The 12,732-nt window shown below is 56.6% G+C and carries 12 protein-coding genes; 5 read left to right on the top strand and 7 right to left on the bottom strand.

Annotation, left to right across the window (positions count from 1 at the left end):
- The first annotated feature begins 39 nt into the window (after positions 1 to 39).
- Positions 40 to 756: a two-component system response regulator ArcA gene (gene arcA, locus SK51_RS00915; RefSeq protein WP_003856501.1), complete on the top strand. Its 717-nt coding sequence runs from the start codon at positions 40 to 42 to the stop codon at positions 754 to 756.
- Positions 757 to 804: 48 nt separating this feature from the next.
- Here arcA and creA read toward each other — a convergent pair whose 3' ends face one another.
- Entirely contained in the window at positions 805 to 1,275 is a 471-nt protein-coding gene (creA, locus tag SK51_RS00920; RefSeq protein WP_003856503.1) for a protein CreA, read from the bottom strand.
- 214 nt (positions 1,276 to 1,489) lie between these two features.
- On the opposite strand from creA, the gene robA reads away from it, so the two are divergent.
- On the top strand, positions 1,490 to 2,359 hold the full coding sequence (gene robA / locus SK51_RS00925; RefSeq protein WP_022646995.1) for an MDR efflux pump AcrAB transcriptional activator RobA: 870 nt from the start codon (positions 1,490 to 1,492) through the stop codon (positions 2,357 to 2,359).
- Here the strand turns inward: robA and gpmB are convergent.
- Positions 2,356 to 3,003: a 2,3-diphosphoglycerate-dependent phosphoglycerate mutase GpmB gene (gene gpmB, locus SK51_RS00930; RefSeq protein WP_006810187.1), complete on the bottom strand. Its 648-nt coding sequence runs from the start codon at positions 3,001 to 3,003 to the stop codon at positions 2,356 to 2,358. The two genes, robA and gpmB, sit on opposite strands and share 4 nt — an antisense overlap.
- Positions 3,004 to 3,051: 48 nt before the next feature.
- On the opposite strand from gpmB, the gene yjjX reads away from it, so the two are divergent.
- Positions 3,052 to 3,567, top strand: coding sequence for an inosine/xanthosine triphosphatase (yjjX, locus tag SK51_RS00935; protein ID WP_022646994.1), 516 nt, complete (start codon positions 3,052 to 3,054; stop codon positions 3,565 to 3,567).
- A 27-nt stretch (positions 3,568 to 3,594) separates the two neighbouring features.
- Here yjjX and trpR read toward each other — a convergent pair whose 3' ends face one another.
- Complete coding sequence (trpR, locus tag SK51_RS00940; protein ID WP_003856511.1) at positions 3,595 to 3,924, bottom strand: trp operon repressor; 330 nt, start codon at positions 3,922 to 3,924, stop codon at positions 3,595 to 3,597.
- A gap of 55 nt (positions 3,925 to 3,979) precedes the next feature.
- A complete protein-coding gene (gene sltY / locus SK51_RS00945; RefSeq protein ID WP_023305413.1) occupies positions 3,980 to 5,917 on the bottom strand; it encodes a murein transglycosylase in 1,938 nt (645 codons plus the stop codon).
- 226 nt (positions 5,918 to 6,143) lie between these two features.
- Between sltY and ettA the strand changes: the two genes are divergently transcribed.
- Positions 6,144 to 7,811 (top strand): energy-dependent translational throttle protein EttA, encoded by a 1,668-nt coding sequence (ettA, locus tag SK51_RS00950; protein ID WP_014882470.1) that lies wholly within the window; start codon positions 6,144 to 6,146, stop codon positions 7,809 to 7,811.
- 126 nt (positions 7,812 to 7,937) lie between these two features.
- On the opposite strand, the gene SK51_RS00955 is transcribed toward ettA, so the two are convergent.
- Positions 7,938 to 8,837: a LysR family transcriptional regulator gene (locus SK51_RS00955; protein ID WP_023305412.1), complete on the bottom strand. Its 900-nt coding sequence runs from the start codon at positions 8,835 to 8,837 to the stop codon at positions 7,938 to 7,940.
- A 107-nt stretch (positions 8,838 to 8,944) separates the two neighbouring features.
- Between SK51_RS00955 and SK51_RS00960 the strand changes: the two genes are divergently transcribed.
- Positions 8,945 to 9,946, top strand: a complete 1,002-nt coding sequence (locus tag SK51_RS00960; RefSeq protein ID WP_032676682.1) for a zinc-binding alcohol dehydrogenase family protein — start codon at positions 8,945 to 8,947, stop codon at positions 9,944 to 9,946.
- Positions 9,947 to 10,057: 111 nt separating this feature from the next.
- On the opposite strand, the gene nadR is transcribed toward SK51_RS00960, so the two are convergent.
- Positions 10,058 to 11,290 carry a multifunctional transcriptional regulator/nicotinamide-nucleotide adenylyltransferase/ribosylnicotinamide kinase NadR gene (nadR, locus tag SK51_RS00965; protein WP_003856522.1) on the bottom strand — a complete coding sequence of 411 codons (1,233 nt, stop codon included), beginning with the start codon at positions 11,288 to 11,290 and terminating at the stop codon, positions 10,058 to 10,060.
- A gap of 35 nt (positions 11,291 to 11,325) precedes the next feature.
- Positions 11,326 to 12,711 carry a DNA repair protein RadA gene (radA, locus tag SK51_RS00970; RefSeq protein ID WP_023305410.1) on the bottom strand — a complete coding sequence of 462 codons (1,386 nt, stop codon included), beginning with the start codon at positions 12,709 to 12,711 and terminating at the stop codon, positions 11,326 to 11,328.
- Between the last annotated feature and the right edge of the window lie 21 nt (positions 12,712 to 12,732).

Below are 12,732 nucleotides of genomic sequence, written 5' to 3' on the forward strand. Positions count from 1 at the left end.
CTTCCTGTTTCGATTTAGTTGGCAATTTAGGTAGCAAACATGCAGACCCCGCACATTCTTATCGTTGAAGACGAGTTGGTAACACGCAACACGTTAAAGAGCATTTTCGAAGCAGAAGGCTACGATGTCTTTGAAGCGACCGATGGCGCAGAGATGCATCAGATCCTTTCTGAAAATGATATCAACCTGGTGATTATGGATATCAATCTGCCGGGCAAAAACGGGCTTCTTCTGGCGCGCGAACTGCGTGAACAGGCGAACGTCGCGTTGATGTTCCTGACAGGCCGTGACAACGAGGTTGATAAAATTCTTGGTCTGGAAATCGGCGCGGATGACTACATCACCAAGCCGTTCAACCCTCGCGAGTTAACCATTCGTGCACGCAACCTGCTGTCCCGCACCATGAATCTGGGTACGGTCAGTGAAGAGCGTCGTAGCGTCGACAGCTACAAATTCAACGGCTGGGAACTTGATATCAATAGCCGTTCGCTGATTAGCCCGAACGGTGAGCAGTACAAACTGCCGCGCAGTGAATTCCGCGCGATGCTGCACTTCTGCGAAAACCCGGGCAAGATCCAGTCCCGTGCAGAACTGCTGAAGAAAATGACCGGTCGTGAGTTGAAGCCACACGATCGTACCGTTGACGTAACCATCCGTCGTATTCGTAAACATTTCGAATCTACGCCTGATACGCCGGAAATCATCGCCACGATCCATGGTGAAGGCTATCGTTTCTGCGGTGACCTCCAGGAGTAATCCTCCCGTCACGCAGTAAAAAACGGCGCTTTTGCGCCGTTTTTTTTATCAATGCCACGGCATAATCGGCACCGCGCTAATCGCGTTTTTCGGTGAGCCTTCCACAACTTTGTCGGAATAAGCCAGATAAGCCAGTGTGTTGCGCTTCGCGTCATAAAAACGGACCACCTGTAGCTTTTTGAACACCAGCGAGGTCCGTTTCTGGAATACAACGTCGCCCTGCGCTTTGCCGTTTTTAATTTTGTCACTCAATTCCACCGGACCAACCTGCTGGCAGGAGATGGCCGCGTCAGACGTGTCTTCAGCCAGCCCCAGGCCGCCTTTAATCCCGCCGGTCTTCGCCCGGCTGACATAGCAGGTGACGTTTTTAACGTCCGGATCGTCAAAGGCCTCCACCACAATTTTGTGGTCCGGCCCAAACATTTTAAACACGGTGTCCACGGAGCCAATTTGCTCCGCCTGTGCCACGCGCCCTGCCATCAGGGCCAGTGCTGCAAAGACTAAAACCTTGTATTTCATATTGTTACCATTCATAAAAATTACGCTGAGCGATTATTCAACAGGTTAGATAAAAATGTAGCAAGATCACAGGATTAGAATATATCCGCACTTAAATCACCACAAAAAGCATTTATGCGCAAAAAAAACACTGAATGCTAAAACGTCAAAAAATGCTATTATCCGCTAACCTGTAAACAGGCACCTGCGGCAGTTTTAAGGATGAGGATAGTATATGGATCAGGCTGGAATTATTCGCGACCTGCTCACCTGGCTGGAAGGTCATCTCGACCAGCCTTTGTCACTGGATAATGTGGCGGCAAAAGCAGGCTATTCCAAGTGGCATCTGCAAAGGATGTTCAAGGATGTCACCGGTCATGCTATCGGTGCCTATATTCGCGCACGTCGTTTATCAAAGTCTGCTGTCGCGTTGCGCCTGACCGCGCGACCAATCCTGGATATTGCCCTGCAATATCGCTTCGATTCACAGCAAACCTTCACTCGCGCCTTTAAAAAACAGTTCTCGTTAACGCCAGCGCTTTATCGCCGCTCGCCGGACTGGAGCTCCTTTGGTATGCGTCCGCCGCTGCGTCTGGGCGAGTTTGCGATGCCAAAATATGAAATCATCACCCTGCCGGAAACGCACCTGGTCGGCACCACGCAGAGCTACTCCTGTTCCCTGGAGCAGATCTCCGAGTTCCGCCATCAGATGCGCGTTCAGTTCTGGCGCGAATTTTTAAGCCACGCTCCGGCGATCCCGCCGATTCTGTATGGCCTGAACGAAACGTATCCAAGCCAGGAAAAAGACGACGAGCAGGAAGTGTTCTATACCACGGCGCTGACGCCTGACATGGCGAACGGTTACATTCATGGCTCGAAGCCTGTCGTGCTGGAAGGCGGCGAGTATGTGATGTTCTCATACGAAGGGCTAGGAACGGGCGTTCAGGAGTTCATCCTGACCGTTTACGGGACCTGCATGCCAATGCTGAATCTGAATCGCCGTAAAGGTCAGGACATTGAGCGCTACTATCCGGCGCAAGATGCAAAACCGGAAGAAGGCCCTATCAATCTGCGGATGGAATTCCTGATTCCGGTACGTCGTTAACGCTGCAACTCATCCAGTGCAGGGGCATCAAGATGCGAAATGTCCCCTGCCATCTCAACCACCCACCCCGATGCCAGCCAGGCACTTTCCTGATAGTCGATACGGGAAATGGAACAGTTGCGCAGACGCAAACGGCGCTCGGCGTAAGCTGGCAGCCCCAGAATGGTACTCACCAGGCAACCCAGCGCGATACCGTGGCTCACCAGCAGCGGTCGGCTACCTGCCGGGAGTTTCAGGCACTCGGCCAGCGCGGCATGCATGCGCACGCTCAGCTCCTGCATGGATTCCCCCTCAGGGATGCGACCATCTTCAGTGCCGTTCACCAGCGTGCGACGCCAGCCTTCTTCGGTTTCCGTCAGCGTATCGATAGGGCGTTTTTCCAGCACGCCCATATCCAGCTCGCGCAGGCGCGGTTCAAGGGTCACGTCGCAGCCACAGGCATCGGCGATGATGCGTGCCGTCTGCTGCGTGCGGCCTAAATCACTGGAGATGACGTGAGTGATACCCAGCGTTCTGGCGCGCTCCGCCACCTGCCACGCTTGCTGCACACCTTTGTCGGTGAGAGGACTGTCTGACTGGCCTTGAATACGTCGCTCGGCGTTCCACTGCGTTTCACCGTGGCGAACAAGGTATACCTGTAACATGCTTTTTTTCCGTTATACTGCGATGAATTTTTTAAATCGAGCTTAATTATGCACCATGTTGTCTCTGCTACCACCAATCCTGCCAAAATTCAGGCAATTCTAAGGGCATTTGAAGAGATCTTCGGCGAAGGATCCTGCCATATTGACGCCGTCGGCGTCGAGAGCGGTGTGCCGGAACAGCCGTTTGGCAGCGAGGAAACACGCGCTGGCGCACGAAATCGCGTGGCGAATGCAAAAGCCGCCGCGCCAGATGCTGACTTCTGGGTCGCGATTGAAGCAGGTATCGACGAAGGGGCGACCTTCAGCTGGGTTGTCATCGAAAGCCGCGAGCAGCGCGGCGAAGCGCGTTCAGCCACGCTGCCGCTGCCGGAGGTCATACTGGAGAAAGTCCGCGCGGGTGAGGCGCTGGGGCCGGTAATGTCGCACTACACCGGCATTGATGAGATTGGTCGTAAAGAGGGGGCGATTGGCGTCTTTACCGCGGGCAAGCTCACCCGTTCGAGCGTTTACCACCAGGCCGTTATTCTGGCGTTAAGTCCGTTCCATAACGCGATTTATCGTTAAGTTTGTAGGCCGGATAAGGCGAAGCCGTCATCCGGCGTTTTTAAGCAATACCGCTTCCAGCCACTGACGCAGTTCAACCGGCGCCGACTTCAGGCTGTTTGAACCCCGGGTAATCGTCGCGATGCCCGCGCCCAGCTCGTTTTTCAGTTCACGCTGGCTCATTTCGCCACGCAGCAGTTCCTCAATAATGCGTACCCGTGTACCCAGCGCTTCACGCTCGTCTGGCGTCAGCATCAGCTGTAGCAAGGGTAAATGCAGATCTTTGTCGTAAGACTGGCGGAGCAACTCCACAAAACGAAGCCACTCCTGATGACGCTGTTCGGCCATGGCCGAGGAATACGGGGAATGCTGGGTCATGTTATGCTGCCTCTTGTACTCATTAACGAGTACAGCATAACACAACCCGCGCCGATCAGTAACGTCTCTGCCACTCGGCATCGCTCATCAGGGCATCTTTCTCCCCCATGAAGTGCCGATAGTAGGCGTCATACGCCAGCACGTTCTTCACATATCCGCGCGTTTCCGAGAACGGAATGCTCTCGACGAACGCCACGGCGTCGAGTCGCCCTGCGCTGTTGCCAAGCCATGTCCGCACGCGGCCTGGCCCGGCGTTGTACGCGGCTGACGCGAAGATGCGGTTATTACCGAACTGCTGATAGACGTACTGCAAGTAGCTGGTACCGATGTTGATGTTGGTCTCCGGATCCAGCAGCTGGGACGGGCTGCTGTAGCCTGGGATATTAAACATCTTCACCGTGTGCGTCGCGGTGCCCGGCATAATTTGCATCAGGCCGCTGGCCCCCACCGGCGAACGCACTTTCGGGTTCCAGGCGCTTTCCTGACGGGCAATGGCCATCGCGTAGCTTTGCGGAATATCTTTGCCGCTGGTGTAGCGATCGAACAGATCCTTATAAGCCAGCGGGAAACGCTCTTCGAGATGATCCCACAGCTTGCCGGCGATCGTCGCCTGCACGCTCAGATCCCACCAGCGATTATCAAACGCATAGCGGGCGAGCTGCGCCTTCTCGTCGGTGGTACGGCTGGTGACCAGGTTGGCCCATTCGCTGCGCGCGGTATTATCCAGATTCCAGTACATCAGCTCGCGCACGCGCGCCATTTCCGGACCCTGCGTCAGCGCCGGGTTCGCGTTGGCTGGCGCTTTGTCGATCTTCAGGGTGTACTCCTCACCCAGACGTTGCGCCGCCGCCATCGGGTAGAAGCCGCGCTGCTGCATCAGGGAGTGGAGGATCGCTTTGGCTTCGTCTTCACGACCACGCTCCAGCAGCAGGTCCGCCTGCCAGTAACGCCATTCATCTTTCTCTTTAGCATCCATCGGCAGGCGCGCCAGCCAGGTATTGAGGCCACGACGATCGCCCGTTCCCAGCGCCATGCGCACGCGACGCTCCACCAGCGAGACAGAGTTTGAACGCATTACCGCGTCGTCACGCCAGCGCGCCTGTTCGTCGGTGACATCTGTTCCCATCAGTCGCCATGCCACAATATCGCGCAGTTCCTGGGTTTGATCGTCATTAAGCTGCTGGGCCTGCACCAGCTGCGGGATCATCAGCCGGGCGTTTTCCACATCCTCACGCGCCACGCTGGAAAAGGCCACCGCCGCCATCTGGCGGGTAAAATCGGTCGCGCCGGTGGTACGCGCAAACGTCAGCACGGTATTGGGATCGTTTGCCAGACTGATAACGGCAGAGGCAATGGTCTGATAATCCGCGGGCATCTGGCCCGCCAGCACGGTAACCAGCCGGGTGTTACCGGCCTTCATCGCCAGGCGAATACGTTCCAGGTAAGAGAGCGGATCCTGCTTGCCCGAGGCGCGCCAGGCGCTGAACAGCGGGTCACAGGCGTTTGGCTGGCTTTTGCCCGTCAACCACAGCTCTTTCGCGCCGGTCCAGGCTTCCTCCTGCTGACCGGTCGCCCATTTCGCATAATAGTAATTACACTGCGCTTCCGTCGCGCCCGGCTTATCCGGGCTGAAAGCCAGCAGGCCGCGCCAGTCTTCGCGACGGGCCAGCTCGTTCACAAACCGTGACTTCAGGGTGCGCGCAGGCGGCAGTGTCGGGTTCGCCTGAATGAAGTTATTTACGGTGACGGTCGGTTGATTCATGAGATCATCAGTGATCTGACGATACTCCAGATACGGATACAGCGGATAATCCTTCAGCGTCGGCATCAGCGCCTGCACGGTATCCATCTGCTTGTTGTCCCATGCCTGCTTAATCTGGGCATAGCGGTTACGTTGTTCATCCAGTGAATCGGCATGCACCGCCTGGCTTACCGCCATTACGCATACGCTGGCAGCCAGCAGACGCCAGACCACCCGTTTGGCTTTTTCCACAAGCTCTTCCTCATTGTTTTTCGTCAGTTGCAGCGTCTTGCCACGTTAAAGTTACCTCAACTTATGCTAACCAGGCATCCCACAACGCGCCACGTCATGGACACTTTTTTACCTTTCTTGCGCGTTTTAACACTCCCGACGTTCCTGGCTGGGATTAGGGCGTGAAAAAGGCTACACTTCGAGGCTGAAATTCATTCTCATCACGATAAAAGAGGCGAAGTCCAACGTGGCTCAATTCGTTTATACCATGCATCGTGTCGGCAAAGTTGTCCCGCCGAAACGTCATATTCTTAAAAATATCTCGCTGAGCTTTTTCCCGGGCGCAAAAATCGGTGTTCTGGGTCTCAACGGTGCCGGTAAGTCCACCCTGCTGCGCATCATGGCCGGCATCGATACAGACATCGAAGGTGAAGCCCGTCCGCAGCCTGGCATCAAGATCGGCTACCTGCCGCAGGAACCTCAGCTGAACCCGGAACACACCGTGCGTGAATCCGTTGAAGAAGCGGTATCCGAAGTGGTTAACGCCCTGAAAGGTCTGGATGAAGTGTATGCCAAATACGCCGAGCCGGATGCGGACTTCGACAAACTGGCCGCTCAGCAGGGCAAATTTGAAGAGATTATCCAGGCGCACGACGGTCACAACCTGAACGTGCAGCTGGAGCGCGCGGCAGATGCCCTGCGTCTGCCGGACTGGGATGCGAAAATCGCGAATCTCTCCGGTGGTGAACGCCGCCGCGTGGCGCTGTGCCGCCTGCTGCTGGAAAAACCAGACATGCTGCTGCTCGACGAACCGACCAACCACCTGGATGCGGAATCCGTGGCCTGGCTGGAGCGCTTCCTGCACGACTTCGAAGGCACCGTGGTGGCAATTACCCACGACCGCTACTTCCTCGACAACGTGGCGGGCTGGATCCTGGAGCTGGACCGCGGCGAAGGTATTCCGTGGGAAGGTAACTACTCCTCCTGGCTGGAACAGAAAGATCAGCGTCTGGCGCAGGAAGCGTCTCAGGAAGCGGCGCGTCGTAAGTCTATCGAGAAAGAGCTGGAGTGGGTTCGTCAGGGCGCGAAAGGCCGTCAGTCCAAGGGCAAAGCCCGTCTGGCACGCTTCGAAGAGCTGAACAACACCGAATACCAGAAGCGTAACGAAACCAACGAACTGTTTATCCCGCCTGGAGCACGTCTGGGGGATAAAGTGGTTGAAGTGACCAACCTGCGTAAGTCATACGGCGACCGCCTGCTGATCGACGATCTGACCTTCTCCGTACCGAAAGGCGCTATCGTGGGCATTATCGGTCCGAACGGCGCGGGTAAATCCACCCTGTTCCGCATGATGTCCGGTCAGGAACAGCCTGACAGCGGCTCTATCACCCTGGGTGAGACCGTGAAGCTGGCCTCCGTTGACCAGTTCCGTGACGCGATGGACAACAGCAAAACCGTGTGGGAAGAAGTCTCCGGCGGTCTGGATATCATGCGTATCGGCAACACCGAGATGCCAAGCCGCGCCTATGTTGGCCGCTTTAACTTCAAGGGCACCGACCAGGGCAAACGCGTGGGCGAGCTGTCTGGCGGTGAGCGTGGTCGTCTGCACCTGGCGAAGCTGCTTCAGGTTGGCGGCAACGTTCTGCTGCTCGATGAACCTACCAACGACCTGGACATCGAAACCCTGCGCGCGCTGGAAAACGCCCTGCTGGAATTCCCGGGCTGCGCCATGGTTATCTCGCACGACCGCTGGTTCCTTGACCGTATCGCAACCCACATTCTGGACTACCAGGACGAAGGTAAAGTGGAGTTCTTCGAAGGTAACTTCACCGAATACGAAGAGTACAAGAAACGCACGCTGGGCGCAGACGCGCTGGAGCCGAAGCGTATTAAGTACAAGCGTATTGCGAAATAAAAGCAAAACGGCAACTTCGGTTGCCGTTTTTTATGTTTGTTCCCTCTCCCCGTGAGGGGGCCAGAGTGAGGGCATCAGGCCGCACAGTGTGTAGGCCGGGTAAGGCGAAGCCGCCACCCGGCTTTTTTATTTGCCCACGTAATACCGCTTCACCTCATCAAACTGCATCGCAAAGTCGATATATCTCATCAGCGCAGGCGAATTGAGCTTACGGCTCGGATAGGCCAGCCAGAGATCGTTCCCCTCAACGCGCCACTCCGGTAGCACCTTTACCAGCGCGCCCTTTTCAATTTTATCTTCCAGCAGGAATGCGGGTAACAGCGTGATCCCCGCCCCGGCAATGGCGCATTCTCGGGCGTACACCAGGTTATCCGTCATGTGGGCGTTATCCGGCAGGTAGCGGTAATCCTCACTCTCGCTTCGCAGAAGCCACTCCGACCATGCCCGGTGCGTAATGCAGCGGTGATCCACCAGCTGTCGGGGATGGATTAACGGCGCCCGACGCGCCAGATAGTCAGGCGAGGCCAGCATGTAGCGCGGACAGTGCCCAATCATGCGACCAATCAGGGAAGAATCCTGCGGTTTGCCGGTGCGCAGCGCCACGTCAAAGCCCGACTCGACCAGATCCACCACATCGTCTGAAATTGATACATCCAGCGACACGTCAGGGTAGCGAAGCTGGAACTCGGCATTCATATGCGCCAGCAGCGTCGCGCCAATCCCTGCCGGACAGGTGATCCTCAGCCGTCCGCTGGGGTTTTCTCGCAGCCGCTGAATGGCATACTCCGCGCGCTCGCTGGCCGCCAGCATCTCGCGGCAGTGCACCAGATAGTGCTCGCCCGCAAACGTCAGGCTTATTCTGCGCGTCGTGCGGTTAAGCAGGCGGATCCCCACCTGCTGCTCCAGCTGGCTAATGCGCTGGCTGACGCTGGATTTCGGCAGTTCAGCCTTCTGCGCCGCCGCAGTAAAGCTGCCCATCTCAGCCACCAGCGCAAACAGCGCCATATCCTGTAGCTGTTTAAACATGATTGTTCACCCTGTACGAACGCTGAGTTCTTGATTGTCCATCTTATCATGCAACTGACCACTTAATAGACTAGCCTCAACACAACGCATTCATTGAGGAGAACATCATGTCTGTTAAAGCCATTGCCGTTAACCCAGAAAATCCCTCCACCTTCGTTGAAATTACCCCGCCGATGCCGCAGCCCGGCGAGTACGATCTGCTGGTGGAGGTGAAAGCCGTCTCCGTAAACCCGGTGGATACCAAAGTACATGCAGGCATTGCCAAAAGCGGACTGAAGGAGCCGCGCATTCTCGGGTGGGATGCCAGCGGGATCGTCAAAGCCGTCGGGGCTGGCGTCACCGGATTCAAACCGGGTGACGAAGTATGGTACGCGGGGGATATCACCCGACCGGGCAGCAATACCACGCACCAGCTTATCGATGCGCGCATTGTCGGGCACAAGCCTGCAAACCTTGGCTGGGCCTCTGCGGCAGCACTGCCGCTGACGGCGCTCACCGCGTGGGAAGGCCTGTTTGAACGGCTGAAGATTCAGGATGCCGACGCAGATAAAACGCTGCTGATAATTGGCGGCGCGGGTGGAGTCGGATCGCTGGCGATCCCGTTTGCGAAGCACAACAGCAAGGTGAAGATCGTCGCAACCGCCTCACGAGAAGATTCCGCCCGATGGTGTCGCGATCGCGGGGCTGACGTTGTCGTAGATTACCGCGACCTGAAGGGTGAACTGGCGAAACAGGGGCTCACCTTTGTGGATTACATTTTTATCCTCAACGACACCGACGGGCACTGGGATGCGGTCAGCGATCTGATTGCCCCTCAGGGACACATTTGTTCCATCGTTGAAAATGCGCATCCGCTAAACCAGGACAAGCTGAAGTCCAAATCTGCCGCCCTGCACTGGGAATTTATGTACACCCGCAGCATGTACCAAACCGCGGATATGGCGCGCCAGGGCGAGATTTTAAATGAGGTGGCGAAGCTGGTGGATAACGGCGTGGTGGAAAGCTCGCTCAGCGAAACGCTGCACGGGCTGAGCGTGGAAAGCATTACCGAAGCGCACCGCATGGTGCTGGAGGGGCATATGCGTGGGAAAGTGGTGGTTGAGTTCTGAGTGGTTTGTTCCCCCTCACCCTGCCCTCTCCCCACGGGGGAGAGGGTAAAGACAGCTCCGTGCGATCCCCTCTCCCCTTTGGGGAGAGGGTTAGGGTGAGGGGTAAGTTTTTTACCCCTGCTCACCCATCATCTCTTTCACCAGCTCGACGCAGCGCAGGAAACGGGTGTCGTAATCCGACTCTTCCACATGCACAAACTCAACGTTGTTCTCGTTAAGCATCTCCACCAGCATGGTCTGGAACTCACGCCTGTCCACCGAGCTGCCCAGGCTGCGCATGCCGTCGGCTACCCATGGGGTGTTGTTTTCCAGCAGGATAACCAGATCAAAGCGGTATTCATCAATCAGCGCCTGCACAAACGGGTGCTCGCGCCCCTCGTACTTTTTACAGAATGCCTGCGTGGTGACGAAATCGGTATCAATAAACGCGACTTTATTGGCGTATTTCACCGCAAAATCAATGTACTGGGCATGACCAAGCGCGATTTTATCGTAGTCGGAATACTGTAATGCCATCTCGTCACCACCGAGGTGTGAGAAGACGTAATCGCGGCCATACTCCCACGCACTGGTGGTATTGAAGATATTCGCCAGCTTATTCACCAGCGTCGATTTCCCGCTCGACTCGCCGCCGAGGATCGCCACCGTACGCACGAAGAACGGCTTCACCTCGGTCGGAATGTAGTCCCAGTAGCGGAACGGGTTCTCGCGGATCTGCGCCCCGCTGATGTTCATAAAGGTGCGTTTAGGATCGATCAGCACGGTTTCGATACCCAGATGCTCGCGGAACTGTGGCGCGTCGGACTCTTCAGAGGTGTAGATCCAGTTAGGCGCAATGCCCTTCTCTTCCATAAACGCTTTGATGCCGTTGCTCCACACGTCCCAGCCGTGCGGGTACGGCTCCATGCCCTCTTCGTTAAAGGCATGAATACGAATATTTTTCTGATACTTAAAGGTCTGAAGCAGCCAGCGCAGGCGGTCCGGCACGGTGGGCTGCTGCGACATGGCGCTGTCTTCAAACAGCTGGCGATCGCGGGTTTCATCATAACCCATGATGATATGCAGCTCGTCGACCTGGCTACAGGCGCGCTGGATCAGATAGATATGCCCGGTATGCAGCGGGTAGAACTTACCGAACACCACGCCAATGTTCTTTTGCATCCGCGGAAATTCAAGCCCCAGAAAACGGTGCAGCGCTTCCAGCTTCTGCGCGCTGGGGCTTTTGATTTTGGCGTTCAGCAGTTGGCTCAGGTAGCCCTTGGTCATGCCGCTGGCGTCCGCTACCTGCTGTAACGTGCAGCCCTTCTGGCGGATAGCGGTCTTGATGTAGTCAAATGATGACATAAATTACGGTGCCTCCTGCAAAATCGAATACGTAATTATAAGTCGTCAAAGACATTTAACGCATCTGCGAGTTTTTTAACGCCAAAAACCTGCATCCCTTCCGGGATTTTTTTCGGCACGTTGGCGGCCGGAACAATTGCGCGGCGGAAGCCATGTTTTGCCGCTTCGGAGATACGCTCCTGACCGCTCGGCACCGGGCGAATTTCGCCCGCCAGCCCTACTTCGCCAAATACCACCAGATCCTGCGGCAACGGTCTGTCGCGCAGGCTGGAGACCATCGCCAGCAACAGCGCCAGATCCGCGCTGGTTTCCGTAACCTTCACCCCACCAACCACGTTGACGAACACGTCCTGATCCGCCATTTGCAGGCCGCCGTGACGGTGCAACACCGCCAGCAGGATCGCCAGGCGGTTCTGTTCCAGACCGACCGCCACGCGCCGCGGATTACCCATCATCGAGTGATCCACCAGCGCCTGAATTTCAACCAGCAGCGGACGCGTCCCCTCCCACAGCACCATCACCGAACTACCGGACGTAATTTCGTCGCCACGGCTCAGGAAGATGGCCGACGGGTTGCTGACTTCGCGCAGCCCCTGCTCGGTCATGGCAAACACGCCCAGTTCATTCACCGCGCCGAAGCGGTTTTTATGGCTGCGCAGGGTACGAAAACGGGAATCCGCATCGCCGTCGAGCATCACCGAGCAGTCGATACAGTGCTCAAGCACTTTCGGGCCGGCCAGCGAGCCGTCTTTGGTGACGTGGCCCACCATCACTATCGCTACGCCGCGCGTTTTGGCAAAGCGCGTTAAGTACGCAGCCGTTTCACGCACCTGCGCCACGCTCCCCGGTGACGACTGAATGTCCGCCATGTGCATCACCTGGATGGAGTCGATCACCATGAGCTTCGGCTGCTCTTCTTCGGCGATCATGCAGATCTGCTCGATGCTGGTTTCCGAGAGCATATTCAGATTGCCGGTCGGCAGACCGAGGCGGTGCGCGCGCATCGCCACCTGCTGGAGTGACTCTTCGCCCGTGACGTACAGGGTTTTCATCTGTTCGGCGAGCTTGCAGAGCGTTTGCAGCAGCAGGGTGGATTTACCCGCGCCCGGGTTACCGCCGATGAGAATAGCGCTGCCCGGCACTACGCCACCGCCGAGCACGCGGTCAAATTCTTTGAATCCGGTTGAGAAGCGCGGCAGCGCCTCAAGGCTGATATCCGAAAGTTTTTGTACCTTCGACACGCCTGCATTGCCCGCATAGCCGCTCAGGCGTACATTGCGGGCCACGCTCGGCGAAGCCGCCACACCACGCACTTCGGTGATGGTGTTCCAGGCATGACAGGCGCTGCATTGCCCCTGCCAGCGCGGATAATCCGCACCACATTCATTACAGACAAATGCGCGTTTTGGAGCTTTCGCCACGGTTTACCTCGTTATTTCTGT

The sequence above is a fragment of the Enterobacter sp. MGH85 genome (assembly GCF_001037655.1).
Classification (GTDB): Bacteria; Pseudomonadota; Gammaproteobacteria; order Enterobacterales; family Enterobacteriaceae; genus Enterobacter; species Enterobacter intestinihominis.

What these genes read in the sequence shown, in the direction of transcription:
- arcA (WP_003856501.1), top strand. Translation starts at nt 40, where the DNA reads ATGCAGACCCCGCACATTCTTATCGTTGAAGACGAGTTGGTAACACGC.
- creA (WP_003856503.1), bottom strand. Translation starts at nt 1,275, where the DNA reads ATGAAATACAAGGTTTTAGTCTTTGCAGCACTGGCCCTGATGGCAGGG.
- robA (WP_022646995.1), top strand. Translation starts at nt 1,490, where the DNA reads ATGGATCAGGCTGGAATTATTCGCGACCTGCTCACCTGGCTGGAAGGT.
- gpmB (WP_006810187.1), bottom strand. Translation starts at nt 3,003, where the DNA reads ATGTTACAGGTATACCTTGTTCGCCACGGTGAAACGCAGTGGAACGCC.
- yjjX (WP_022646994.1), top strand. Translation starts at nt 3,052, where the DNA reads ATGCACCATGTTGTCTCTGCTACCACCAATCCTGCCAAAATTCAGGCA.
- trpR (WP_003856511.1), bottom strand. Translation starts at nt 3,924, where the DNA reads ATGACCCAGCATTCCCCGTATTCCTCGGCCATGGCCGAACAGCGTCAT.
- SK51_RS00955 (WP_023305412.1), bottom strand. Translation starts at nt 8,837, where the DNA reads ATGTTTAAACAGCTACAGGATATGGCGCTGTTTGCGCTGGTGGCTGAG.
- SK51_RS00960 (WP_032676682.1), top strand. Translation starts at nt 8,945, where the DNA reads ATGTCTGTTAAAGCCATTGCCGTTAACCCAGAAAATCCCTCCACCTTC.
- nadR (WP_003856522.1), bottom strand. Translation starts at nt 11,290, where the DNA reads ATGTCATCATTTGACTACATCAAGACCGCTATCCGCCAGAAGGGCTGC.